This is a genomic window from Streptomyces sp. NPDC056486, from assembly GCF_042795295.1.
In the GTDB taxonomy this organism is placed as follows: domain Bacteria; phylum Actinomycetota; class Actinomycetes; order Streptomycetales; family Streptomycetaceae; genus Streptomyces.
On the sequence record NZ_JBHTSF010000002.1, the window covers coordinates 221,201 to 245,447 of the forward strand.

The 24,247-nt window shown below is 70.1% G+C and carries 19 protein-coding genes and 1 tRNA gene; 12 read left to right on the top strand and 8 right to left on the bottom strand.

All coding sequences use genetic code 11. From position 1 onward, the window contains the following. Window positions 1–145: 145 nt before the first annotated feature. A complete protein-coding gene (locus ACFQ7F_RS02230; RefSeq protein ID WP_383264730.1) occupies window positions 146–1,513 on the top strand; it encodes a radical SAM protein in 1,368 nt (455 codons plus the stop codon). On the opposite strand, the gene ACFQ7F_RS02235 is transcribed toward ACFQ7F_RS02230, so the two are convergent. From ACFQ7F_RS02235 to ACFQ7F_RS02245, 3 genes are all read right to left on the bottom strand, one after another. Continuing rightward, the gene (locus ACFQ7F_RS02235) at window positions 1,510–2,901 is read right to left on the bottom strand and encodes an AMP-binding protein (RefSeq protein WP_383264731.1); all 1,392 of its coding nucleotides are present in this window, start codon (window positions 2,899–2,901) and stop codon (window positions 1,510–1,512) included. The genes ACFQ7F_RS02230 and ACFQ7F_RS02235 overlap by 4 nt on opposite strands. A gap of 258 nt (window positions 2,902–3,159) precedes the next feature. Next, window positions 3,160–3,447 carry a DUF4190 domain-containing protein gene (locus ACFQ7F_RS02240; protein WP_383264734.1) on the bottom strand — a complete coding sequence of 96 codons (288 nt, stop codon included), beginning with the start codon at window positions 3,445–3,447 and terminating at the stop codon, window positions 3,160–3,162. 147 nt (window positions 3,448–3,594) lie between these two features. Next, the gene (locus ACFQ7F_RS02245) at window positions 3,595–4,227 is read right to left on the bottom strand and encodes a TetR/AcrR family transcriptional regulator (RefSeq protein WP_383264737.1); all 633 of its coding nucleotides are present in this window, start codon (window positions 4,225–4,227) and stop codon (window positions 3,595–3,597) included. 82 nt (window positions 4,228–4,309) lie between these two features. On the opposite strand from ACFQ7F_RS02245, the gene ACFQ7F_RS02250 reads away from it, so the two are divergent. The 4 genes from ACFQ7F_RS02250 (at window position 4,310) to ACFQ7F_RS02265 (ending at window position 7,750) form a co-directional block, all read left to right on the top strand. Continuing rightward, a complete protein-coding gene (locus tag ACFQ7F_RS02250; protein WP_383264740.1) occupies window positions 4,310–5,350 on the top strand; it encodes a saccharopine dehydrogenase NADP-binding domain-containing protein in 1,041 nt (346 codons plus the stop codon). A gap of 5 nt (window positions 5,351–5,355) precedes the next feature. Further along, the gene (locus ACFQ7F_RS02255) at window positions 5,356–6,237 is read left to right on the top strand and encodes an NAD(P)H-binding protein (RefSeq protein WP_383264743.1); all 882 of its coding nucleotides are present in this window, start codon (window positions 5,356–5,358) and stop codon (window positions 6,235–6,237) included. 159 nt (window positions 6,238–6,396) lie between these two features. Continuing rightward, entirely contained in the window at window positions 6,397–7,152 is a 756-nt protein-coding gene (locus ACFQ7F_RS02260) for an SDR family oxidoreductase (protein WP_383264746.1), read from the top strand. 43 nt (window positions 7,153–7,195) lie between these two features. Further along, a complete protein-coding gene (locus ACFQ7F_RS02265; RefSeq protein ID WP_383264748.1) occupies window positions 7,196–7,750 on the top strand; it encodes a GNAT family N-acetyltransferase in 555 nt (184 codons plus the stop codon). Between the two features lie 30 nt (window positions 7,751–7,780). Here ACFQ7F_RS02265 and ACFQ7F_RS02270 read toward each other — a convergent pair whose 3' ends face one another. Beyond that, window positions 7,781–9,310 carry an amino acid permease gene (locus tag ACFQ7F_RS02270; RefSeq protein ID WP_383264751.1) on the bottom strand — a complete coding sequence of 510 codons (1,530 nt, stop codon included), beginning with the start codon at window positions 9,308–9,310 and terminating at the stop codon, window positions 7,781–7,783. An 83-nt stretch (window positions 9,311–9,393) separates the two neighbouring features. Then, window positions 9,394–10,386, bottom strand: coding sequence for a hypothetical protein (locus tag ACFQ7F_RS02275; protein ID WP_383264753.1), 993 nt, complete (start codon window positions 10,384–10,386; stop codon window positions 9,394–9,396). 244 nt (window positions 10,387–10,630) lie between these two features. On the opposite strand from ACFQ7F_RS02275, the gene ACFQ7F_RS02280 reads away from it, so the two are divergent. The 6 genes from ACFQ7F_RS02280 (at window position 10,631) to ACFQ7F_RS02305 (ending at window position 18,703) form a co-directional block, all read left to right on the top strand. Beyond that, window positions 10,631–12,103 (top strand): FGGY family carbohydrate kinase, encoded by a 1,473-nt coding sequence (locus ACFQ7F_RS02280; RefSeq protein ID WP_383264755.1) that lies wholly within the window; start codon window positions 10,631–10,633, stop codon window positions 12,101–12,103. Then, the gene (locus ACFQ7F_RS02285; RefSeq protein ID WP_383264758.1) at window positions 12,100–13,545 is read left to right on the top strand and encodes an FAD-dependent oxidoreductase; all 1,446 of its coding nucleotides are present in this window, start codon (window positions 12,100–12,102) and stop codon (window positions 13,543–13,545) included. Before ACFQ7F_RS02280 ends, ACFQ7F_RS02285 begins: the two co-directional genes overlap by 4 nt. After that, window positions 13,542–14,765 (top strand): NAD(P)/FAD-dependent oxidoreductase, encoded by a 1,224-nt coding sequence (locus tag ACFQ7F_RS02290; RefSeq protein ID WP_383264760.1) that lies wholly within the window; start codon window positions 13,542–13,544, stop codon window positions 14,763–14,765. The genes ACFQ7F_RS02285 and ACFQ7F_RS02290 overlap by 4 nt, the downstream gene beginning before the upstream one ends. A gap of 245 nt (window positions 14,766–15,010) precedes the next feature. Beyond that, a complete protein-coding gene (locus ACFQ7F_RS02295; RefSeq protein WP_383264763.1) occupies window positions 15,011–16,198 on the top strand; it encodes a thiolase family protein in 1,188 nt (395 codons plus the stop codon). Window positions 16,199–16,280: 82 nt separating this feature from the next. Beyond that, window positions 16,281–17,798 (top strand): long-chain fatty acid--CoA ligase, encoded by a 1,518-nt coding sequence (locus ACFQ7F_RS02300; protein ID WP_383264766.1) that lies wholly within the window; start codon window positions 16,281–16,283, stop codon window positions 17,796–17,798. Window positions 17,799–17,935: 137 nt separating this feature from the next. Continuing rightward, a complete protein-coding gene (locus ACFQ7F_RS02305; RefSeq protein WP_383264769.1) occupies window positions 17,936–18,703 on the top strand; it encodes a sulfite exporter TauE/SafE family protein in 768 nt (255 codons plus the stop codon). Window positions 18,704–18,740: 37 nt separating this feature from the next. On the opposite strand, the gene ACFQ7F_RS02310 is transcribed toward ACFQ7F_RS02305, so the two are convergent. Both ACFQ7F_RS02310 and ACFQ7F_RS02315 read right to left on the bottom strand, forming a co-directional pair. After that, window positions 18,741–20,825, bottom strand: coding sequence for an MDR family MFS transporter (locus tag ACFQ7F_RS02310; RefSeq protein WP_383264772.1), 2,085 nt, complete (start codon window positions 20,823–20,825; stop codon window positions 18,741–18,743). Window positions 20,826–21,199: 374 nt separating this feature from the next. Continuing rightward, on the bottom strand, window positions 21,200–21,742 hold the full coding sequence (locus ACFQ7F_RS02315; protein ID WP_383264774.1) for a DUF309 domain-containing protein: 543 nt from the start codon (window positions 21,740–21,742) through the stop codon (window positions 21,200–21,202). Between the two features lie 108 nt (window positions 21,743–21,850). Between ACFQ7F_RS02315 and ACFQ7F_RS02320 the strand changes: the two genes are divergently transcribed. Further along, a tRNA-Pro gene (locus ACFQ7F_RS02320) sits at window positions 21,851–21,924 on the top strand. Here ACFQ7F_RS02320 and xerC read toward each other — a convergent pair. Beyond that, window positions 21,906–23,378 carry a tyrosine recombinase XerC gene (gene xerC, locus ACFQ7F_RS02325; RefSeq protein WP_383264777.1) on the bottom strand — a complete coding sequence of 491 codons (1,473 nt, stop codon included), beginning with the start codon at window positions 23,376–23,378 and terminating at the stop codon, window positions 21,906–21,908. The two genes, ACFQ7F_RS02320 and xerC, sit on opposite strands and share 19 nt — an antisense overlap. Window positions 23,379–24,247: the final 869 nt, after the last annotated feature.

Below are 24,247 nucleotides of genomic sequence, written 5' to 3' on the forward strand. Positions count from 1 at the left end.
CGCGGGAGCGGCACCACGAGGTTCCCGCCAGGACAGGCCTGAGGGGGCCCATAACCGGAGGCGGGTCCGCGCCGCGGGAGGAGGGTATTAGCGTGGGGGCCACGGGAAAGCACAATTCACCGACAGGATCCGAGGTGCCCGGCAGATGGCAAGCCGCAGCGAGAGCCGTACCCAGCTCGTAGAGGGACTCATGGAGCGGTTCCCGCAGGTGCCGCGAGAGGCGGTGATCAAAGAAGACCTGCTCAGGGGTGGCATGGCCTTCGACGAGTCCGCGCTGAGTGACAACGAGGGCGGTGAGATCAAGCCGAAGTCGTACTTCATCTTCTCCTTCGACCACAGCACACTGCCCGAGCTCGGCGCCGCCGCCTTGCGCCGCCCGCCCGAGGAGATCGTCCTCACCGGCGGCCCTTACGACCTGCGCCGCACGGTCGTCTCGGTCCGCGTGAACCCCTCGTCGCCCTACCGCGTGGCCGCTGACGACAACGGCGTACTCGGCCTGTACCTGGACGGCGCCCGGATCTCCGACGTGGGTCTGCCGCCGATGCCGGACTACTACCGGCACACCCTGGAGAACGGCAAGTCCGTCATGGAGGTGGCGCCCACCATCCAGTGGGGCTACCTGATCTACCTGACGGTCTTCCGGGTCTGCCAGTACTTCGGCGCCAAGGAGGAGTGCGGGTACTGCGACATCAACCACAACTGGCGCCAGCAGAAGGCGGCGGGCCGCCCCTACACGGGCGTGAAGCCGATGGACGAGGTCCTCGAAGCCCTCGCGATCATCGACAAGTACGACACCGCGAAGTCCTCCACCGCGTACACGCTCACCGGTGGCGCCATCACCTCGAAGCTCCAAGGCAAGGACGAGGCCGACTTCTACGGGCAGTACGCGAAGGCTATCGAGGAGCGCTTCCCCGGCCGCTGGATCGGCAAGGTCGTCGCGCAGGCGCTGCCCAAGGCGGACGTGCAGCGCTTCCACGACTACGGCGTACGGATCTACCACCCCAACTACGAGGTGTGGGACCCCTACCTCTTCGAGCGCTACTGCCCCGGCAAGGAGCGCTACGTGGGTCGCGACGAGTGGCACCGCCGCATCCTGGACTCCGCCGACGTCTTCGGGCCGCGCAACGTGATCCCGAACTTCGTGGCGGGCGTGGAGATGGCGGAGCCGTTCGGCTTCAAGACGGTCGGCGAGGCCATCGACTCCACCGTCGAGGGGCTGCAGTACTTCATGTCGCGCGGCATCACGCCCCGCTTCACGACGTGGTGCCCGGAGCCCACGACACCGCTGGGCAAGGCGAACCCGCTGGGCGCGCCGCTGGAGTACCACGTCCGTCTCCTTGAGGCGTACCGCGCGACGATGGAGGCCAACGGCCTGTCGTCGCCGCCCGGATACGGTCCCGCGGGCCCGGGGCGCGCGGTGTTCTCCGTCTCCTCCTTCATGGACAGCCTGGCCCCCGAGCAGGCCGCCCCCGAGGACCAGGTGTCGGAGACCGCGGTTCCCGGAAAGGCCTAGGCCGTCGCCTCCGCGGCGCCGACGCGGCCGGTCACCATCAGGTCGCCGTCCGGGGTGCGCCGCGCGAGGAAGCCGGTGCGGAAGTAGCCGTCGGTGGTGAAGGAGCGTGCGTTGCGGTCGGGGGCCCGGTAGTAGCCGCGCGGGGTGTACGGACCTCGGGCGAGTAGTTCGCCGGGTTCCCCGTCGGGCACGTCCTTGCCGTCGGCGTCGACCAGGCGGATCTCGTCGTCGGGCGAGAGCGGGCGGCCCTGCGTGGTGAGCACGGTCTCGTCCGGACCGGCGGGCCGGGTGAGAGCGAGCGGCCCCTCGGCCATGGCGAAGACCTGCTGCGGGTGGCAGCCCAATTCGGGTCCCACCCGCGCGGCGGTCGCCCGGTCCATGGACGCGCCGCAGAGCTGGACGAGACGCAGACTGCTCAGGTCGGCCTCGACCGTGGGAAGTGCGTCGAGCCAGAGCCGGGCGACGGCGGGCACCAGCGAGGTGACGGTGACCCGCTCCTGTCCGATGACCGAAAGGGACGGTGCCGGTTCCGCGTTCTCGACCAGGACGACGGTGCCGCCGACGGAGAGGGTGCCGACGATGCCGGGGCAGCCGAAGATGAGGTTGAACCCGGCGGTGAGGTTGAACCCGGCGGGCGGCGCGGCGAGATACACGTCGTTCTCGGTGAGCGACACCAGCTCGGCGGCGGCCCGCGCCTGGTAGGCGTAGTCGTCGTGGGTGCGCGCGATGAGCTCGGGCACCGCGGTGGCATCGTCGGACAGGTCGGACAGCAGGAAGAACGCCACTTGTCCCGCACTCTGGGCAAGCGCGGGACCGGGCGGCGAGTCGACGGAGTCCAGCGGGAAGTAGTGGCACCCCGACGGGTCGGTCGTCATGCCGCCGTACGGGGAAGCGGCGCCCGGCGCCTCGAAGGTGAACACCCGCCGCAGGAAGGGCCCTTGGGCCGCGATGTCCGCGGCCATCGCCGTGTGGTCGAAGCCCTGGTAGGTCGAGGGGCCGACGTAGCCGACGGCCTGGGTGACCCGTGCGGCGTGGGACACCTCGGGCGCGCGGTGCGAGACCGGGCAGATCACGGGGACCGCGCCGACGCGCATCAGCGCGAACACGGTGACGACGAACTCGGGAACGTTCGGCAGCTGGACGACGACCCGCTGCCCGGGCCGCAGGCCCCGCAGCCGGAACCCGGCGGCCATACGGTCCACGCGCCGGTTCAGGTTCGCGTACGTGATGCGGGTGCCGTCGTGCACGAGCGCGGTGCGCGGCCCGTGCTGCAGGCCCCAGCCGCGCAGCAGATTGTCCAGCGTGATGCCACGCCAGTGCCCGGCCGACCAGTAGCGGTCGACGAACTCATCGGGCCACGGCGTACAGCCGTCGAGCATGGACGCCATGCACGGATCGCCTCCCCTCGACACCGGGGAGCAACCCCGCTGTCTCGACAGTGTCTCGACTTCTTGACCTTGGCGATCCAATCCTTCGACGCCCGTGTACGCAATGCGCTTTCCGAACCATGAATGCTGCATTCCATCGGCGGAAAGTCCAAAGAGCGCGGACGAACCGGTGGGGGAACGCGCGTAATGCGCATTCCCCCACCGGTGGAACTCGATGGAACCCGATGGAACCGCCCGACCCGCCCTCAGTGCTTCAGGTCAGCCGCCGATATACCAGGTGAATCCTCCGGAGGAGGCGGCGACAGATATGAGCACGATGAACAGGATCACGTCGACGATGCCCAGGATGACAGCTGCCTTGGCCATGCCCCCGCCACCCCTGGCCGTCTTCTGACGCAGGGCGACAGCACCGAAGATGATCGCGAGCGGCCCGAGGATGATGCTGAGGAAGAACACCCCGACGATGCCGCAGACAAGACCGGCTATCGCGAGGCCATTTGTCCGGGAGCCGGACGAAGCCGCTGACGAGTTACCGTAAGCCGACATGATCACACTCCTTGGAGATCGCATTCCAGCATTACGTGACGCGACTCCGAGTGCCCCGGAATTCGGCGCGTAATCAACCGGTCGGCTACGTGGTTGAGGGTTCACGCAAGGGCGATGCCGGGTTACCCAAGTCGGCCGCCCCGCTTTTCAGTGCCTGTCCGGTGCACCCAGCGCCGCGAGCAGACATTCCGCTTCTGCCGTCACGGAGGTGAGGGCGGAGGCGGGGTCGGGTGAGCGGGCGAGGAGCATGCCTGCCTCGCACAGCGCGCCGAACATCATCTGGCAACGAACGTCCAGATCCCCCTCGCCGATGTGGCCCGCGGCTGCCGCGGCACGCATTCCGCCGGTCAACACCCGCAGCGTATGAGCGTATTCGATCTCTCGGACGGTCTCCCAGCCGAGGACCGCGGGCGCGTCCAGCAGGACGATCCGTCGGAATCCGGGGTCGAGACAGTGCTCCAGGAACCGGCGGCAGCCGCGCCGCAGCGCGGACCAGGCGTCGGGTTCTTCTGCCGCCGCGCGCTCCAATTCCGCCGCGATCTCCTCCTGTTCGCGGACGAACACCGCGTGGAAAAGGGCCGCCTTGCCCTCGAAGTGGTGGTAGGCCGCACCCTTGGTGACCCCGGCGGCGGCAGCCACGGCGACGATCGAGGTGGTCGTGTACCCGTCCCGGCCGAAGAGCCACTGCGCCGCGGTGATCAGCTGCGCGGTGGTCGAGTCGGAGCGCTCGGCCTGTGTGCGGCGGGCAGTCGGTCGCGCTGACGGTACTGACGGGGTCACGGTCGGCTCCTCTTGACGAACATACTCAGGGTACGTAGGTTCCGCACCAGTTACATACCTTCGGTATGGAAGCGAGTTGAGCATGACAAAGTCGCTCTTCGCGATCTACGGAGCCTATGGCCACACCGGACGCCTGGTGGCATCCGAACTCCTGGCCAGAGAACAGGAGTTACTCCTGGCCGGCCGCGACGCCGAGGCGTTGCGCGCGCTGGCCGACGAACTCGACGCGGGGGAGCGGGTACGGATCCGCACCGCCTCCGTGGATGACCCCGCCGCACTGCGCGAGGTGATGACGGCCGCCGACGTCCTCATCCAGTGCGCAGGACCCTTCGCCGTCACCGGCGCACCTGTCGCTGCCGCCGCCGCGGAAGCGGGCTGCCACTACATCGACCACGCCCTCGAGCCCCACCACGTAAAAGGGGTCTTCGACACCGCGCAGGACACGGCGCAGCGCACCGGTGCCGTCATGATCCCCGGCCTCAGCTTCTACGGCGGCCTCGGAGACCTCCTGGCGGGAGCGGTGTCGGACGGCATCGCGGACATCGACCGGATCGTCGTCGCGTACGCCGTGAACGGCTGGCGCCTGACCACCGGCGCCAAGAACACCGCGACCCACCTCTTCGCCGAGACCGAACGTCTCACGTTCAGCGACGGCGCCCTCCACGCGGGCTATGTCGAACCCCGTAACGCCGTCTTCCCCTTCCCGCCCCCGCTCGGCCCGCGCACGATGATCGCGCCGTTCCCGTCAAGCGAGGTGGTGACGGTGCCGCGCCATGTCCCCGTCCGTGCCGTCGACTTGATGCTCAGCACCAGTGCCTTCGAGGCCGAGGGTGCCTTCGAGAGCGAGCACATCCACGCGGCGGAACGCGCTGGCACCGACTTCACCATCGCGGTCCAGGCGATGTGGGAAGGCGGCGGCGCGGCAGGCCAGTTGACGGGTCAGGACCTGTGGCGGGCCGGAGCACTGGCCTCGGTGGAGGCGGCGGTGCGGATCGCGGAAGGGAGGGGACCGACGAAGACAGGGGTTCTCGCACCCGGGGAGGCATTCTCGGCGGAGCCGTTCCTGCGGGATCTGGAGCGGCGGGGCGCGTTCACGCTCACGCTGCGGCGCGGAGAGGGGTGAACGGGATGCCGTCGAACGAACCGGTCCTTGTCACGGGAGCGGCGGGTGGACAACAGGGTTCCACCGGCCGTCATGTCGTACGGCTGCTGCTCGATCGCGGTCAGGCGGTACGTGCCTTCGTGCGCACCGACGACGAGCGTGCGGCCGTTCTCCGGGGGATGGGCGCGCAGGTGGTCGTCGGCGACCTCCGCGAGATCACGGACGTGCTCGCGGCGGTGCGGGGCGTGCGTCGCGCCTTCTTCACCTACCCGGTGACCGATGGCTTGCTTGACGCGACCGGCGTGTTCGCGGCGGCGGCCAGGCGGGAGGGCCTTGAGCGCGTCGTCGAGGTCTCCCAGCTGGCGGCGGCGCCGGACGCGGGGACGCCGAGAATGCGGCAGCACTGGGTGGCCGAGGAGGTCTTCGACCGGGCGGAGGTCGGGGCGGTGCATCTGCGGGCCGGGGTCTTCTTCGAGAACCTGGACTTCTTGGTACGGGCCGGCGGCGGGCGCGAGCTGGCCATGCCCCTCGGCGCGCCGGACACCGTGCTTCCGCTGATCGCGGGGCAGGACGTGGCCAGGGTGGGCGCCGGGCTCCTCGCGGATCCCATGCCGTCGTGCTCCGATCCCGTGGTGCTGCTCACGGGGCAGGTGCTTTCCGTCGCCGAGATCGTGGAGACGTTCGGTGGCGGCCTCAAGTACGTGGACGCGTCGCCGGAGCAGTGGCGGGAGCGGGCGATGTCCTTGTACGGGGACGCGCACGTGGTGGCCCACCTGGACAAGCTGTGGGAACTGTTCCGCCTGATCGGCTCGCACCACGAGCTGTACGAGGTGACGTCGTCGATCGAGCGGTTCGGGGGGAGGGGGCCGGGGACGTTGCGGGAGTTCGTGCGGGGCCGTCTGGGCTGAGGTGACGGGCTGAGATTCCCCCAGCCCCGGGGAAATCTTTCAGCCGTCCGGCGATTGAGGACCGGGGTCTGGGGCGGAGCCCCGGTTTCGGGAAGGGGCGGGGTTGGGGAATGATCGATCAAACAGCAACCCAGTCAGGCCCCGTCCCTCGGAGGAAACGTGCCGCAAAACCCCGTCACAGTCGTAACCGGCGGCAGCCGCGGCATCGGCGCAGCCATCTGCGTCCGCCTCGCCAAGGACGGCCACCACATCGCCCTCGGCTATCACTCCGACGCCGACGCCGCCGAAAAGGTGGCCGCGGAAGTCCGCGCGACGAGCGCAGGCGAAGGCGCGGGCATCCGCTGCGTCACCGTCCGGATGGACACCGCCGACGAGGCGGACGTCGACCGCCTCTTCGAGAGTGCCGCCGCGGAACTGGGCCCGGTCACCGGGTTGGTGAACAACGCCGGGATCGGCGCCCCCGTGGGGCCTCTCGCGGACGCCGACGCCGCCGCCATGCGCCGCGCGCTCGACGTGAACGTACTCGGCTACCTCCTCTGCGCCCGCCGCGCGGTCCGCGACATGACACGGACCGGCGTCGGCGGCGGCATCGTGAACATCTCCTCCGCGGCGGCGACCCTCGGCGCCCCGGGCGAGTACGTCCATTACGCCGCCGCCAAGGGAGCCGTCGACACGATGACCGTCGGCCTGTCGAAGGAGGTCGCGGCGGACCGCATCCGCGTCAACGCCGTCGCGCCCGGCGTGATCTGGACCGAGTTCCACGCCGACCCCGAGCGCCCGGCGAAGCTCGCCGCGAATATCCCTCTGGGTCGCTCCGGTCAGCCCGACGAGATCGCGGCGGCCGTCTCCTGGCTGCTCTCGGACGAGGCGTCGTACACGTCCGGCACGATCCTGCGCGTGGCGGGCGGAAGGTGAGCCAACCCGCCCGCGCGCCCGCCGCAGTCCCTACCCTTGGCGCATGATCACCGAATCCGCCCGCATCACCCCGGACGTCGTCATGCGCCCCGCCACCCTGGAGGACGCGGGCGGTCTCGCCCGTGCCCGGCTGCGCAGCCGGGCGCACCTGGAGCCGTGGGAACCCACCCGGCCCGAGGACTACTTCACCTCGCAGGCGCAGGCCGCCCGGCTCCGTGTCCAGCTGGAGGAGTGCCGGGCCGGGCGGGCGGCACCCTGGGTGCTCGACCGTGAGGGGGACATCGTCGGCTCGGTCACCCTGTCCGGCATCGTCCTCGGCCCCTTGCGCAGCGGAAACCTCGGTTACTGGATCGACGTGGACCACGTCGGCCAAGGCTTGGCGACTGCCGCCGTCTCGCAGGCCTGCGCCGCCGCCGACACCGAACTCGGCCTGCACCGCGTCGAGGCGGGCACCCTCCTCGACAACGTGCCCTCGCAGCGGGTCCTCGCCAAGTGCGGCTTCGAGGAGTTCGGTGTCGCGCCGGAGTTCCTGCACATCAACGGCGCCTGGCGCGACCACCGACTCTTCCAGCGGATCCTCAACGACCGCCTGCCATAGGGCGATACGACGACACGTCCGGTGGGTCGCCTAGATGATGTCCTCCGCTATCTCCGCCTGCTCCCGCTCCGACCCGTACGCCGACGGCGTGCTGTAGGAGCGCCTCGCCACGAACCACCAGATGGTGGCGAGGGTGAGCACCACGACGAGCGCGATCGACGCGTAGTTCATCGAGTCGACCGTCACGGGCGAGACCTGCGGCAAGCAGAACAGGATCGTCACGAACACCACCCAGACCACTGCTATCCAGCCGATGGGCTTGCTCCAGCGGCCCAGGTTCCAGGGGCCCTTCTCGAAGCGGTCGCCCGCCCGAAGGCGCAGGTAGATCGGGATGGCGTACGCGGGCGTGATCCCGATGACGTTGATGGCGGTCACGGCCGTGTACGCGGTCGTCGAGTACAGGGAGGGCAGGGCGATGACCGCGGCAAGACCGACCGAGAGCCAGACCGCGGGCACCGGCACCTGGGTACGGGAGCTGACCTTGCGCCATATCTTCGATCCGGGCAGCGCGTTGTCGCGGCTGAAGGCGAACACCATGCGGCTGGCCGCGGCGGTCTCGGCGTTGCCGCAGAACAGCTGCGCCACGATCACGATGAGCAGCAGCGCCGTCGCTCCGGACTCGCCGATCGCGTCGATCATGATCTGCGCGGGCGGCACGCCGGTGTCGGTCTTCACGGTGCCCGCGTAGTCCTGGATCGCGAACGTCAGCCCGGCAAGGAGGATGAAACCGGCGATCCACGACGCCCAGATGGCACGCACGATGCCGCGCGCCGCGGAGACCGAGGCGTTGGAGGTCTCCTCCGACAGGTGCGCGGACGCGTCGTATCCGCAGAAGGTGTACTGCGCGAGGAGCAGACCGATCGCCGTGACGTAGAGCGGGTTGTCCCAGCCGGTGTTGTTGACGAACTCACCGAAGACGAACCCGGGGGACTGGTGGTGGTCCGGCACGATCGCGAGGACGCCCACGATGACGGCGACACCGGCCACGTGCCACCACACGCTGATCGAGTTGAGCAGACTCACCAGGCGCACGTTGAACAGGTTCAGCACGGCGTGCAGGAGCAGGATGCCGAGGAAGATCAGGAAGGTCTTCTCCGGCGTCGGCGTGAACCCGAACTTCAGGTTCAGGAACGCCCCGGAGAAGAGCGCCGCGCCGTAGTCGATGCCCGCTATCGCACCGAGCAGGCCGAGCAGGTTCAACCAGCCCGTGTACCAGCCCCAGCGCCGCCCGCCGAGCCGGTCGGCCATGTAGTAGAGGGCCCCCGACGTCGGGTACGCGCTGGTGACCTCGGCGAGCGCCATGCCCACGCAGAGCACGAAGAGACCGACGCCCGCCCAGCCCCAGAGCATCACGGCCGGGCCGCCCGTACCGAGGCCGAAGCCGTACAGGGTCATGCAGCCGGAGAGGATCGAGATGACGGAGAAGCTGATGGCGAAGTTGCCGAAGCCGCCCATCCGGCGCGCCAGGACCGGCTGGTAGCCGAGCTCCCTGAGCCTTTGTTCCTCGTCGGGCAGCGGGTCTGTGGTCGATGCGGGGCTCGACCAGGTGGTGCGGGACACGGATGTACCTCCGGTGGGGAGCGGTGGTTCGGGGAGCGGGTGGTGCTGAGCGAAAGACCGTTGCCGGGGGGCGGCAGGGGACCTCAGCCCGGATCTTGTAAGGCGGTCACACAGCGCGTACGCGCCTGCATGAACATCTCGGCCGCCGCGTCCGTGTCACCGGGCGAGCGCGTGCGGTACGTCCACGGCGCCACGGTGTAGAAGGGATCGAGGACCTCGAACACCCTTGCCGCGTCCTGGAAGTGATGCGCGCCCCACAGCGCGTGGGCCAGGTGGCTGAGGTCGAGGAGCGAGGTCGCCGCGGGCAGCGCGTGGTCGAACCACAGGTGCAGCGCGCGCAGGGCGGAGCGGGTCGCGTCCTCCCCTATCCAGTGCAGGTCCAGGGCGTTCTCGGCGCCGCCGTCCTTGCGGTACCGCTCGACGCGCACATACAGGGGCAGCAGGTGCAGCGCCGAGCCCGCCGGTGCCGAACCGGACGCCCAGTGGGCGAAGTTGACCGCTTCGGTGAGCGGGCCTCCGGGGCGGCGCGCGTACGCGAACTGCAGCATCCGGTGGTAGGCCTCGCGGTTGCCCGGGTCGCGTTTGTCGGCCTCGGCGAGGAGATGCCAGGGGCCGGGGAACAGCATCGGCTCGGGGGCCGGCACCCGGTGCTCGTCCCACCGCTGGCCCTTGTCGAGCTGGGCGAGGGCGAGCAGGCAGACCCACGGCACGGGGTCCTCGGGCGAGGCGTCCATCGCGGCGCCGCACGCCGCTGCCGCCTCGCGCCACAGCTCGTTGGTCTGGCGGTGTCCGGCGCGGTGGGCGCGCAGGGTCCGCTCGACCAGGACCCTGCTGTGCAGAACGGATGCCGCGGCGCTGTGCGGCTCCTCGGTCAGCCAGGCCCTGACCACGTCGGAACCGGCCACGGCGGCCGCCAGGATCTGCGTACGTTGCGTCCACAGGCCCCAGTCGGGCGTGGAGTCGAGAAGGTTGCGCGTCGACACCCAGCGACCCGTCTTGAGGTCCTGGAGCACGGCGCGCAACTGTTCGTCGTGGCCCGCCGGGTGGTACACGGGGCGGCCTGACGGAGTGGGCATGGATCCTCTGTGGGGGAGGAGGGCGGAGGGCAGAGCGTGTGTGAACTGGCCTATGACGAAATGATGTTGTTCGGCGGTCAGTGTAGATCTGGAAGTTCCATTCTCAGAGCGGTTCATGGATCTTTTGAGTTTGAATTGAGGTCAACTCGGCGCGCCGGTTGGCATTTTTTGAAAGGGCGAGGATGAGACCGCCCCGGGAAGGGGGCTCTTGACGCCTTCCTGGCCGCTGTAGCAGGCTTCCGCGGTGATCACGAATGGCAGAGGACCGCGCGGCGAGGCAGTCCTCGCCATCGATCAGGGCACATCCGGCACGAAGGCTCTCGTCCTCTGCCCGGAACGCGGAGTGATCGGTTCCGGCGCCGCGCCCGTACGCCCGCGCCACCTCCCCGGAGGCCTGGTGGAGGTCGACCCGGCGGCCCTGTACGACTCGGTCGTCGACGCCGGACGCCGCGCCCTGGACGCCGCGGGGGAGCCGGTCGCAGCGGTCGGCCTCGCCAACCAAGGTGAGACGGTGCTCGCCTGGGACCCCGCTTCGGGCCGCCCGCTGACCGAGGCGATCGTGTGGCAGGACCGGCGCGCGGAGCCGCTGTGCACGGAACTGGGCCCTTACGCGGATGAATTGCAGCATCTGACGGGACTCCCGCTCGACCCCTACTTCGCCGCGCCCAAGATGGCGTGGATACGCCGCCACCTCACCCGGGAGGGCGTCGTCACCACCAGCGACGCCTGGCTGATACACCGGCTCACCGGCGAGTTCGTCACCGACGCGGCGACCGCCGGACGCACCCAGCTCCTCGACCTGGACACCGTCGCGTGGTCACCGCGCGCCCTTGACGTCTTCGGTCTGGCCGACGAGCGGCTGCCGCGTGTCGTCGACGCGGCGGGCCCGGTCGGCACCACGAAGGCCTTCGGCCCCGAGCTGCCGCTGACCGGCCTCCTCGTCGACCAGCAGGCCGCGCTCCTCGCCCAGGACGTGACCGAGCCCGGCAGCGCGAAGTGCACGTACGGAACCGGCGCGTTCCTGCTCGCCCAGACCGGCACCCGGCCGCGCCGGGGCGATTCCGGCCTGGTCAGCTGTGTCGCCTGGCGCCTTGCGGGGGAGAGCAGCTACTGCCTCGACGGGCAGGTCTACACCGCCGCGTCCGCCGTCCGCTGGCTCACGGACCTCGGCGTCATCGAAGGGGCGGCGGACCTCGACCTGGTGGGCGTGTCCGTGCCCGACACGGGCGGCGTCACCTTCGTCCCCGCGCTCGCCGGGCTCGCGGCGCCCTGGTGGCGCGGCGATCTGCGCGGCTCGATCACCGGCCTCGGCCTCGACACGTCCCCCGGCCATCTGGTCCGCGCCCTGTGCGAGGGCATCGCGGCCCAGGTCGCATCCCTGGCCGACGCCGTGGCCGCCGACCTGGGCGAGCCCTTGACGAGCCTGCGCGTCGACGGCGGCCTGACCCGCTCGGCCCTCCTGATGCAGACCCAGGCCGACCTGCTCCAAATGCCCGTCGAGGTATCGGCGTTGCCCGATGTCACCGCCCTCGGTGTGGGCGTCGTCGCGCGCATGGGGCTCGACCCGAAGCTCACGGTGCGCGACGCGGTCCCCCGGTGGCGGCCCACCACCGTGTACGAGCCGAAGATCGACGCCGCACAGGCCGCCGAGCGCATCGGCGGCTTCCGCTCGGCGGTCGACGCCCTGCTCGACCGCGCGCCCGTACCGTCGTCATGACCGTCACCACCAAGGGCCCGCTGCCCTCCGAGCCCTATGACGTGACCGTGGTGGGAGCCGGTGTCGTCGGCTCGGCCATCGCCCGCGAGCTGGCCGGACACCACCAGCTCCGGGTCGCCCTCGTCGAAGCCTCCGGCGACGTCGGTGACGGCACGTCGAAGGCCAACACCGCGATCCTGCACACCGGTTTCGACGCCGTTCCCGACTCCCTCGAGGCCCGCCTCGTACGGGAGGGCCGACGACTGCTCGCCGCGTACGCCGCCGAGTCCGGCATCCCCGTGGAGCCGGTCGGCGCCCTGCTCGTCGCCTGGGACGAGGAGCAACTGGCCGCGCTGCCGAACCTGTTGAAGAAGGCGGAGCGCAACGAATACCACGACGCCCGGATCATCGGCGCCGACGAAGTCAGATCGCGCGAACCACACTTGGGCGAGGGAGCATTGGGCGCGCTCGAAGTCCCGGGCGAATCCATCATCTGTCCTTGGACGACGACACTCGCGTACGCCACCCAGGCCGTGCGCGAGGGAGTGGACCTGCACCTCAATTGCAAGGTGGGGGAGGTGAATTCCTCCCTTTCACCGGACGGCTCCGACTGCCACGAACTGACCACGCCCCGAGGCGTCGTACGCACCCGCTACCTCATCAACGCCGCGGGTCTGCACGCCGACGCGCTCGACCGGCGGCTCCTTGGCCGCGGCGAGTTCACGGTGACCCCGCGCCGGGGTCAGCTCATCGTCTTCGACAAGCTCGCCCGCGACCTGGTCCGCCACATCCTCCTGCCGGTGCCGACAGCGCTGGGGAAGGGTGTGCTCGTGGCTCCGACCGTGTACGGAAACGTCCTTCTGGGCCCCACCGCCGAGGAGTTGGACGACAAGCGGGCGTCGGGCACGACGGAGGACGGCCTCGCCGGGCTGCGCGCCAAGGGCCGCCGCATCCTGCCCTCATTGCTTGACGAGGAGGTCACCGCGGTCTACGCCGGGCTGCGGGCGGCCACCGAGCACGACGACTACCAGATCCACAGCTCGCCCGGTGAGCGCTACATCACCGTCGGCGGCATCAGGTCCACGGGCCTCACCGCGTCGATGGCGATCGCCGAGTACGTCGTCGGTCTGCTCGCCGATGCCGCGGGCCCCGACCTGGATCTGACGGTGGCCGGAAGCCTGGACCCCGTGAGCATGCCGAACATCGGCGAGGCCTTCCCCCGCCCCTACCAGCGCGCCGACCTCATCGCGACCGACTCCGCGTACGGCAGCATCGTCTGCCACTGCGAGCGCGTGACCCGGGGGGAGATCAGGGACGCCCTCATCAGTACGGTCCCGCCCGGTTCACTGGACGGCCTGCGGCGACGGACGCGGGCGCGGGGCGGGCGCTGCCAGGGGTTCTACTGCGGGGCCGCGGTACGTGAACTCTTCGAAGGCTGGGGCGAGTCGGGGGCGGCGCGATGAGGCGGCAGCGGAGTGTGGACGTACTCGTGATCGGCGCGGGCCCCGCGGGGCTCGCGGCGGCCGCCCGCCTCGCCACATCGGGGGCGGGCACGGTGGAGGTACTCGAACGGGAGGCGCGGGCCGGCGGAGTGCCGCGCCACTGTCTGCACGGAGGGTTCGGGCGCTGGGGCGTGACGGGACCGCAGTACGCGGAACGCCTCGTCGAGGCCGCGCTCGAGGCCGGAGCGGCGGTACGGACCGGGGTGAGCGCCACCGGGTGGGCCGGGTCCCTCGCGGTGGAGACGACGGGACCGCACGGCCTGGAGCGGATCACCGCGCGCGCCGTGGTCCTGGCCACGGGCGCGCGGGAAAGGCCGCGGACCGCACGGCTCGTGCCGGGGACGCGCCCGGCGGGGGTGTTCACGACCGGGGAACTGCAGCAGGCCGTCCACGTCTACGGGCAGGAGATCGGCACCCGGGCGGTCGTCGTCGGGGCGGAGCCGGTGAGCTACGCGGCGCTGTCCGCGCTGCGGGGCGCGGGGGTGGAGGTCGCCGCACTCGTCACGGAGGAGGCGCGGGCGCAGGTGGGCCGGGCGCGGTCCGCGGCGGCCCGGCTCGGGGTCGCCCGGGTGCCGCTGATGACCGAGGTGGTGGTGGCCGAGCTTCTGGGGCGTGGTCGGCTTTCCGGGGTGCGGCTGCGGCGCCCGGACGGGCGGGAGAGAACGCTGGCCTGCGACACGGTGGTGTTCACCGGGGACTTCGTTCCCGACCACGAGCTCGCTCGGCGCGGGGGTGTGCTCCTCGACCCCGGGACACGGGGCCCCGCGGTGGACGGTTCGTTCCGCACGGACTCGCCGGGCGTCTTCGCGGTGGGCAGCGGTGTGCACGCGGTGGAGCCTGCACTGGTGGCGGCGGAGGAGGGTACGCGGGTCGCGGATTCGGTGCGGGGCTATCTGGAGGGTGCGCGATGGCCCTCGGGCGGCGTGCCTGTGGTGGCCGAGGCCCCGCTGCGGTGGGTGGCGCCGAACCGGCTCGTGCCGGGTACTCCGGGGAGCCGCTTCGTCCTACGGACGGCGGAGGCTGTGCGACGCCCCGTCCTGGTGGTCATGCAGGACGGGCACTGCCTGCACCGGCAACGGGTGTGGCGGAGGGTGCTGCCTAACCAGGGGCTGTATCTCTCCGGGGGCTGGGTGGGGAAGGTGGATGCGGAGGGCGGTGCGGTACGGGTGAGCGTGGGCTAGGGGGGGTGCCTTTCAGCCTGTCCGGCGTTTGAGGACGAACTCGGCGAAGCCGGTGATGACGGTACGCAGAAGGCACTAGGCCCCCGCGCCGAGCGGGTTTTCGGGAAGGGGCGGGGTTGGGGAAAAAGACCACCCTTCCGCCCAGCGCAAGCGCCCCGTACACTCCAAAACTAGCAGTGCTAATTAACGCTAGGCCGTCACGCGAGACCCACAGACGCTGACCGCAAACGATCCGGAGCCGTATCGTGCGCCCAGTCCACTTCGCCGCAGCCCGCCGAACCCCCATCGGCAAACTCCGCGGGACCCTCTCCTCCGTCCGCCCGGACGACCTCGCCGCCACGGTCGTACGCGGCCTCCTCGCAGCCACCCCCGAGCTGGACCCCGCCCGTATCGACGACATCTACTGGGGCGCCGCCAACCAGGCGGGCGAGGACAACCGCAACGTGGCCCGCATGGCCGCCCTCCTCGCAGGACTCCCGGAATCCGTGCCCGGCGCCACCGTGAACCGGCTCTGCGCCTCCGGCATGGAAGCCGTCACCGCCGCCGCCCGCACCATCGCGTCCGGCGAAGCCGACATCGTCCTGGCGGGCGGCTCCGAGTCGATGAGCCGCGCCCCCTTCGTCCTGCCCCGCCCCGACGAAGCGCTGCCGCACAAGATGGAGACCGTCGACACCCGCCTCGGGTGGCGTCTCGTGAACCCCGCGATGAAGGACCTGCACGGCGTCCTCGCCATGGGAGAGACCGCAGAGGAAGTGGCGGAGCGCTACGGCGTCTCCCGCGAGCGCCAGGACACCTTCGCCCTCCGCAGCCACCAACGCGCCACCGAGGCACGCAAGAACGGCCACTTCGACGACGAGATCCTCCCCGTCACACGGCCCGACGGAACCCTTGTCGACCTCGACGAATGCGTCCGCGAGGACACCTCGTACGAGAAGCTCAGCAGCCTGCGCCCCGTCTTCCGCAAGGACGGCACCGTCACCGCGGGCAACGCATCGCCGATGAACGACGGCGCGGCCGGACTCCTCCTCGTCAGCGAGGAAGCCCTGAACGAGCTCGGCCTCGAATCCCTCGGACGGTACGTCGCCGGCGCCTCCGCCGGTGTGCACCCTGACGTCATGGGCATCGGCCCGGTCCCCGCCACCCAGAAGGCGCTCACCCGCGTCGGCTGGTCCATCGGCGACCTCCAGGAGGCCGAGTTCAACGAGGCGTTCGCGGCCCAGGCCCTCGCCTGTGTCGACGCCCTCGGCATCGACCCCGAGCTGGTGAACCCGACCGGCGGCGCCATCGCCATCGGCCACCCCCTCGGCTGCTCCGGCGCCCGCATCCTGACCACGCTCCTTCACCGCATGCGCCGCACCGGCGCGGCCCGCGGCCTCGCCACGATGTGCGTGGGCGTCGGCCAGGGCAGCGCGCTGCTGGTCGAGCGCGGCTGACCACGTCCAGGCGTAGACCCTCCCCGGCGTCACCTCGCACCACCGCACCACCGCACCACCGCAAGGAAACGGAGCACCACTCATGGCCACGCTGTCCCTCGCCGCGATCCTCGCCGAGCCCGCCCGTCGCCGACCGGACCGCACCGCCCTCGTCGAGGGTGAACTGCGGCTCACCTTCCGGGAGTTGTGGGAGCAGGCCCGCGCACAGGCGGCGGCGCTCGTGGGGCTCGGGGTCGGGCCGGGGGACAGGGTGGCCCTGATGGCGCCCAACACCGCCGAGTTCCCGCGCGCCTATTACGCGATCCTCGCCGCGGGCGGCGTCGTCGTCCCCGTACACCTCCTGCTCTCCGCCGAGGAGGTCGAGCACGTCCTGCGGGACAGCGGCGCGACCCTGCTGCTCTGTCACCCCGGGCAGGCCGAGACGGGCAAGGCCGCTGCCGCCGCCACCGGCGTACGGATGCTGACCCTCGGCGGGGACGGCGAACTGGAGACCCTGGCGGGCGCGGCCGAGCCCCTCCCCAGCTACGTCACGCGCGACGCCGACGACCCCGCCGTCGTCTTCTACACCAGCGGCACCACGGGCGTCCCCAAGGGCGCTGTGCTCAGCCACCTCAACCTGGTGATGAACGCGACCGTCTGCGCCTTCGACGCGCACGACGTGCGCAGCGACGACACCGCGCTCGGCGCGCTCCCGCTCTTCCACGCGTTCGGCCAGACCGTCTCCATGAACGCCACCTGGCGCGCGGGCGCGACGCTCGTCCTGCTGCCGCGCTTCGACGCCGCGCGGGCCATCGAGCTGATGGCGGCGGAGGGCGTCAACACCTTCCACGGGGTGCCGACGATGTACGTGAAGCTCGTGGCCGCCGCGGCCACGTCTCCCGGGCTGCCCACGCTGCGGCTCGCCGTCTCCGGCGGCGCCTCGCTGCCCGTCGCCGTACTGGAGCGCTTCGAGGAGGCCTTCGGCGTACCGGTCCACGAGGGATACGGGCTCTCCGAGACCTCACCCACCGCCTCCGCGAACCAGCCCGCCTTCGGCACCAAGGCAGGCAGCATCGGCCACCCCCTGTGGGGCGTGGACGTGGAGATAGCCCGCGCCGAGGTGGAGGACCGCATCGAGCTGCTGCCCGCGGGGGAGCTCGGCGAGGTCGTGGTCCGGGGTCACAACGTCTTCTCCGGCTACCTGGGGCGCCCGGAGGCGACAGCCGAGGCCGTCGTCGACGGCTGGTTCCGCACCGGGGACCTCGGCACCAAGGACGCCGACGGGTTCCTGGCCATCGTCGACCGCAAGAAGGACGTCATCATCCGCGGCGGCTTCAACGTCTACCCGCGTGAGGTCGAGGAGGTGCTCATGCGCCACCCGGACGTCGCACACGTCGCCGTGATCGGCCTGCTCGACGACGTGCACGGCGAGGAGATCTGCGCCGTCGTCGTCGCGGCACCCGGCTCAACGCCCGACGCCGCGCAGATCACCGAGTGGTCCAAGGAACACCTGGGCCGCCACAAGTACCCGCGCCGCGTGGAGTTCACCGGCGAGCTGCCGCTCGGCCCCAGCATGAAGATCCTCAAGCGGGAGCTGCGGGTTACTTACAGCGGGGTCTAGGCTGCCGGTCGGTCAGGCTGCCGGTCGGTCGGGCCGGTGGTCGGCCAGGCCGGTCGGACCAGGCGTCCAGGATGTGGCTGCCCCTCACGGCCCGGAGATAGTTGGGCCTAGCATCTGTTCCCGGCATGGACATATCTATGGACGTATCTCTCGACGTATCTCCCTGGGGATTCGCCGCGCTCGCCGCGGCCGCGGTGCTCGTCGGCTTCTCGAAGACCGCCGTCAGCGGGGCCAACACGGTCAGCCTCGCGGTCTTCGCCGCGGTCCTGCCGGCCCGCGAGTCGACCGGTGTCCTGCTGCCGATCCTCATCGCGGGCGACGTACTGGCCGTCCTCACCTACCGCAGACACGCCCACTGGCCCACCTTGTGGCGCCTGTTCCCCGCGGTCGCGGGCGGCGTGGTGGTGGGCACGGTCTTCTTGATGTGGGCCGACGACGCAGCCGTCCGTACGTCGATAGGGGCGATCCTCCTGCTGATGGCGGCGGTCACGCTGTGGCGCCGCCGAACCCCCGCCGCGGTCGAGGCGGAACCCTCGCGGCTCTCGCGCGGCGCCCGCCTGAAAGCCCCCTCCTACGGCGTGCTCGGCGGCTTCACCACGATGGTCGCCAACGCGGGCGGCCCGGTGATGTCGATGTATCTACTCTCCGCGGGCTTCCGGAAACTGAGCTTCCTGGGCACGTCGGCGTGGTTCTTCCTCATCGTCAACACCTCCAAGGTGCCGTTCAGCGTGGGCCTCGGCCTGATCGACGCGCACTCGCTGCTGCTCGACGCGGCGCTCGTGCTCTTCGTCGTCCCCGGCGCCCTCATCGGCAAGGCGGCCGTGCACCGCATCAATCAACGTCTCTTCGAGCAGCTGGTGATCGGAGCCACGGTGCTCGGCGGACTCCAGCTGCTCCTGCGCTGACGCCGGGACGCGCCAGGCCCACCAGGCCCACCAGGCCCTAGGCCTTGCTCAACGGGACCGCCTGCCGCGCCTCGGGAGCAAGCCCGTGTTCCAGATCCTCCACGAGAAGCCGCTTCGCGATCGCGTCGACCGCCTTGACGAGGTCCTGGTCCGCAGGCCGGCCGCTGTCCTTCTCCACCTGCTCGCCCAGCCACTTCGCCCACGCCTTGCCGATCACGTCGGCCTCGCGTTCACCCGCGGGGGTGTGCGAGAAGAGCAGGCCGGAGCGGGTGAGAAAGCCCTCCTCGACCATCCGGTTGAAGACCGGCACCAGAACTTCGGCCGGCACCTGACGCCGCGCGGCGATCAGGCTCAGGTTCGCGTGACCGACCATCCGGTCGAAGAGCGTGACCTGCATGACGGCCCACGCTCCTGCGATGTCGAGCCGGGTGTCGGAATCGCGGATGACACGGCGTGCGGTGTCCATACCGGTACTGCGGATGATGTTGCCGACCGCCAGCTCGAGCACCCGGTCCGGGCTGCCGCCCGACGTCGGTGACGCGAAGCCCTCGCCCATGTCCGAGGAACTCATCCGCGCGCTGTCCCGCAGCTGCACCTGCTTGAGGAAGAGAGCCACCACGAACCCGAGCAGCGCCACGGGGACCGTCCACAGGAACACGGTGTGCAGCGTGTCGGCGTATGCCTTGATGACGGGCGCGGCTGCTTCCGCGGGAAGACTGTGCAGCCCTTGCGGACTCTGCGCGGCCTTGGCCACCACGGCGGGATCCGTGCCCCCGGCCCTGGCGGCCGCGGCGACACCGTCTGCCAGGTTCGGCTTCAGCGTATTGGCGTAGATGGTGCCGAACACGGCGGTGCCGAAGGAGCTGCCGAGCGTACGGAAGAAGGTGACTCCGGAGGTCGCGGTCCCCAGATCGGAGTAGACGACGGTGTTCTGCACGGCGATCGTCAGAACCTGCATACACAGCCCGATACCGGCACCGAGGACGAACATGTACAGCGATTCGAGCCAGGTGCTGGTCTCAGCACCCATCAGGGAGAGCAGATAGAGCCCGAGCGCCATCACCAGCGCACCCACGATGGGGAAGATGCGATACGTCCCGGTCTTGCTCACCACGTTGCCGCTGAAGATCGACGCGATGAGCAGCCCGATCACCATGGGCAGCGTCCGCACGCCCGAGATCGTGGCCGAGTCCCCGTCCACGTACTGCAGATAGGTGGGCAGGAACGTCATGGCGCCGAGCATCGCGAAGCCCACGATGAAGCTGAGGATCGAGCAGACCGTGAAGACGGGATTGGCGAAGAGCCGCATCGGCAGCATCGGTTCGGCGGCCCGCGTCTCGACCACACAGAACAGCGCGAGCGCGATCGCGCCACCGGCGAACAGCGCGATGATGGTGCCAGAACCCCATGCGTACTGGTTGCCGCCCCAACTCGTCGCCAGAATCAGCGCGCTCGCGCCGATCGCGACGAAGGCGATGCCGAGATAGTCGATGACGGGCCGCACCGCCGACTTCACGACGGGGATCGTCCTGGCCGCGGCGATCACCACGACGATCGCGATGGGTACGTTGACGTAGAAGGCCCAGCGCCAGGTCAGATGATCGGTGAAGAGCCCGCCGAGAAGCGGCCCGATGACGGTGGCCACCCCGAACACGGCGCCGATCGCACCCTGGTACTTACCGCGCTCGCGCAGCGGGATGACATCGGCGATCAACGCCATCGAGGTCACCATCAGACCGCCCGCACCGATGCCCTGCAGGGCGCGCCAGGCGATGAGCAGCGTCATGTTCGTCGACAGGCCGCACAGGAACGAGCCGGTGATGAAGACGATCGCCGAGACCTGAAAAACGATCTTCCGCCCGAAGAGATCGCCGAACTTCCCCACAAGTACGGTGGCGACGGTCTCCGCGAGCAGATAGGACGTCACGACCCACGACATGTGCTCGGCGCCGCCCAGATCCGCCACGATCGTGGGCAGCGCGGTACCCACGATGGTCTGGTCGAGGGCGGCGAGCAGCATCCCCAGCATGATCGTCACGAAGACGATGTTCCGGCGGCGCTTGTCCAGGACGGGCGGCCCCTGAGCCGGGGCTTCGGCGGCGGGCTCGGCGGTGGTGGTCACACGGTCACCCTCACACCGTGCGGGTGCCAGTGCATGCGGGGCCGGTCCGGTCCGGTGACGGCCCGCCGACCGACCGCGCTCCGGCCCCCCACCCCTTATGCTCGCGTGGCTCGGCCCGGAGGTAGGGCACCCCAGTAGATGTAGATACAGATGTAGATACGGATGTAGATATCGCCGCCCTCCCCGCCCTGGTACTGCCGGAACGCTTGCTGGGCATCGAGCATGAGCACGACATCATGGACACGTTCAAGAAAGCTCCGGTGCGCTCCGGGCGATATACGCGCGTGACCCGACCCGACCCGACCCGACCCGACCCGACCCGACCTGGCGGGGCTGCCCGCATGCTGCTTGCTGCCCCGGCCGGCCCCGCATCGTCACTCGCTGCCGCCCCCGTCACCGGCAGCCCCGCCCCCGTCTCCACGCAGCCGGGGCGCGTGCTCAGCCGCGTCCACCGTGGGCCCGTCCCCATCGAGCGACTCCGCCAACTCCGTTGCCCACACCACGAGTCCGTCGACATCGATCCCGTACGGCCGCTCCCCCCACTTCCCCAGGCCGATCGCACCCGCCCCCCTGAGCAGCAGCCGCTCCCCGCCCGTGAGGTTGCCGCGGGCCGAGTGGGTCAGCCCAACGGCCAACTGGGCGAGCCCTTTCCACAGGTCGCGCTCGTCCTCGGGCCCCGACTTCCAGGCGTCCTCGAAGACCTCGTGCGCATGAAAGGGACGCCCCGCGTCGAGCAGGCCCTGCGCCTGAGCGACTGTCTCCTCGGGCGTACGCGTGACCCCTTCAGGCTGCCGCTCCACGCCTTCGGTGCCATACGCCAACGGCCGCCCGAGCCCATCACGCGGCCGCGCGTTGCGGGCCCGCCCTTCGGGGTCACGGTCACGGCCACGGTCATCGGGTAGAGGTGCGCTACTCATAAGCCGATTGTCCCTCGCCAGGCCCTCGACAGGGGGCGCGGACCACCCCCGAACGTGGGGTAAAGTTCTGTTTGCGCGATCACGCAGAACACCGCGAGACACGCGCATCGGGACGTGGCGCAGCTTGGTAGCGCACTTGACTGGGGGTCAAGGGGTCGCAGGTTCAAATCCTGTCGTCCCGACTTGTGTTTGCACAGGTCGGAGGCCGCTTTCGCAGAGATGCGAGGGCGGCCTTCAGTGTTTTCCGGGCTGTGGTGGTCGCAGTGTGGTCGCCCTTGCGCGTGCGGGGCGGAGGCGCGGCAGGGCCGGTGGGCGCCGCAGTGGGGGAGTGCGGCTGCTTCGGGTGGTCCTGGTGTCGGCAGATGTGGTCACGGCGTGGTCGCAGCCGTTTTAGCCAGCTGTGCAGGGTGCCGGGTCGTTCTTGGTCGGTGAGGGTTTTGTCGATGGTGTCGACGGCTTCGTGTGCGGCTTGCTGGGTGAGGTGGCTGTAGAGGTTGGCCGTGGTGGAGAGGGTGGAGTGGCGCAGGGTCTTGGAGACCACGGTGAGGGGGACGCCGGCGGTGATGGTGAGGGTGGCGGCCAGGTGGCGGAGGTCGTGCACGGTGATCCGCGGGACGTCGGCCTCCGCGGAGAGGGCGTGGAGGCGTTCGAGGACGGTGCGGGGGCGTAGGGGGCGGCCATCGGGGCGGCAGAAGACGAGCCCGGTGAACGGGTCGTCTGGATTGCATTCCGCCAGCAGGCGGTTTCTCGCTTGGTGTTGGAGGGCGGTGGCGACGCGTGGGGAGATGGCGATCCAGTTCTTGCTGGTGCGGGTTTTGGGTGAGGTGAGGACGAGGCGGTTGTTGTCGATGGCGGAGAGGGTGCAGCGGACGTAGGGGACGCGTTGGGTGAGGTGGACGTCGCTCCAGTGGAGTCCGAGTGCTTCTCCTTTGCGCATGCCGGTGCCGATGAGGACCTCGAACAGGTCGGCCATGTAGGGGTCGGCGCGGTGGCAGTGGTGCAGGAAGCGGACGGCTTCGGCGGCGGTCCAGATGCGGCGTTCGGGCGAGGGTGGCCGCGGCAGTGGCGAGGGCTGGGCGGGGTTGTGGGCGAGGCGGTGCTGGCGGACCGCGTCGCCCAGTGCGCTGGAGAGGGTGGCCAGGCACCGGTAGAGGGTGATCTTGCTGCGTCCGGCGGCGAGTTGGGTGTGGACGAAGGCGGCGATGTGGCGGTGGCTGAGCTCGTCCAGTTTCAGGCTGCCTAGGGCCGGGATGAGGTCGTGGGTGGTGTAGGCGCGGTAGCGGACCATGGTGGTCGGCTTGAGGGTGAGGGCCTTGGTCTTGAGCCAGGTGGTGAGGTAGGCGGCGAGGGTCTGGTTCGGGTCGGCGTTGAAGCCGCCCGCCTGGCCTTCCAAGAACTTGCGCAGGGCGAGGTCGGCGGTGTCGTGGTCGTGGAATCCGCCGCGCCGTACGGTGGTGCGCCGGGAGCGCGGGGTGGGGAGGTCGACGGCGAAGGTCCAGGTGCCGTGGTCGTACTCGGTGATCAGGCGGGGGCAGCGGGCGCCGAGCTGGCGGCGCTGGATGTCGCGGCAGCCGCATCTGCGGTAGATCCGGCCCCGGCCAGCGGTGGTGGTGGTGGTGGTGGTGGTGGTGCGCATGGTGATCGCCTCCGAGCGGAGGAAATACCTGACACCTTCAGTCTCCGGCCGGAGACCACCATGCGCTCACAATGCCACGAGTACCTTGCCTGACCTGCCCCTTTCCCCTGTTGAGCGACAACGGGGGCTCCGGTTACTGACACCACTCCTCGGCGCCGATTTGAGCGGCGCTCGGATGGGATAAGTGGGGTTCGGCCTCAGCGCCTCCGTCCGCCACGGCAGCTCCGTCACCGTCCGTCGTGGACGGCTCACTTCCCTGGGCGCTGAGAGCACGCGATCGACGGCACGCCTCAGCTGCGGAACTCCGACCCGCTTCTGTTTGTGCAGAGAGCACCGGAACGCGGCGTTTAGGGTGCACGCTGCTCCCGGGAGTGAGTCCGTACACCGAATCCCTCCGCACGGCCGCGAATGCCTCCTGCACCTGCGCTTGGAGCGGCGGCGTGATCTTCCCTTGGTCCGTGCAGACCCGCCCAGAACGACAGCACGCTGCGCGCCTCCGCGAGATTCTCAAACCCGCAGGGCTGTCATGTTCCAAAACCTCGGTCGGCTCACGCTGCTCCCCTCGGGGATGGCCAAGTCGATCTCCTTCGCCGAGCCGGCCGTGCCCTGGACCGGGTGGAGCAGACACGTTCCCAGGTGCCGCGGGGTGTCCTCATCCACGCAGGTGGCGATCCCGGAGTTCGTCAGACGTCTTGCGGCCAGTGCTGGTGCCACGTTGAGAGAGTGAGTGTTATCGAGTTGCTCCCTAACTCAGCACAACCGTGATCAACACCACAGTCGTAGCAGGCTATTTGTCTAATACGCCCCAAGTAGTCCTTCTGGATCTTCACTTGGTGACTACATACAGTCCGCATTTGGTTGCTCTGTTT

What these genes read in the sequence shown, in the direction of transcription:
- ACFQ7F_RS02240 (WP_383264734.1), bottom strand. Translation starts at nt 3,447, where the DNA reads ATGTCGGCTTACGGTAACTCGTCAGCGGCTTCGTCCGGCTCCCGGACA.
- ACFQ7F_RS02230 (WP_383264730.1), top strand. Translation starts at nt 146, where the DNA reads ATGGCAAGCCGCAGCGAGAGCCGTACCCAGCTCGTAGAGGGACTCATG.
- ACFQ7F_RS02265 (WP_383264748.1), top strand. Translation starts at nt 7,196, where the DNA reads ATGATCACCGAATCCGCCCGCATCACCCCGGACGTCGTCATGCGCCCC.
- ACFQ7F_RS02290 (WP_383264760.1), top strand. Translation starts at nt 13,542, where the DNA reads ATGAGGCGGCAGCGGAGTGTGGACGTACTCGTGATCGGCGCGGGCCCC.
- ACFQ7F_RS02315 (WP_383264774.1), bottom strand. Translation starts at nt 21,742, where the DNA reads ATGAGTAGCGCACCTCTACCCGATGACCGTGGCCGTGACCGTGACCCC.
- ACFQ7F_RS02235 (WP_383264731.1), bottom strand. Translation starts at nt 2,901, where the DNA reads ATGGCGTCCATGCTCGACGGCTGTACGCCGTGGCCCGATGAGTTCGTC.
- ACFQ7F_RS02305 (WP_383264769.1), top strand. Translation starts at nt 17,936, where the DNA reads ATGGACGTATCTCTCGACGTATCTCCCTGGGGATTCGCCGCGCTCGCC.
- ACFQ7F_RS02255 (WP_383264743.1), top strand. Translation starts at nt 5,356, where the DNA reads ATGCCGTCGAACGAACCGGTCCTTGTCACGGGAGCGGCGGGTGGACAA.
- ACFQ7F_RS02275 (WP_383264753.1), bottom strand. Translation starts at nt 10,386, where the DNA reads ATGCCCACTCCGTCAGGCCGCCCCGTGTACCACCCGGCGGGCCACGAC.
- xerC (WP_383264777.1), bottom strand. Translation starts at nt 23,378, where the DNA reads ATGCGCACCACCACCACCACCACCACCACCACCGCTGGCCGGGGCCGG.
- ACFQ7F_RS02285 (WP_383264758.1), top strand. Translation starts at nt 12,100, where the DNA reads ATGACCGTCACCACCAAGGGCCCGCTGCCCTCCGAGCCCTATGACGTG.
- ACFQ7F_RS02250 (WP_383264740.1), top strand. Translation starts at nt 4,310, where the DNA reads ATGACAAAGTCGCTCTTCGCGATCTACGGAGCCTATGGCCACACCGGA.
- ACFQ7F_RS02300 (WP_383264766.1), top strand. Translation starts at nt 16,281, where the DNA reads ATGGCCACGCTGTCCCTCGCCGCGATCCTCGCCGAGCCCGCCCGTCGC.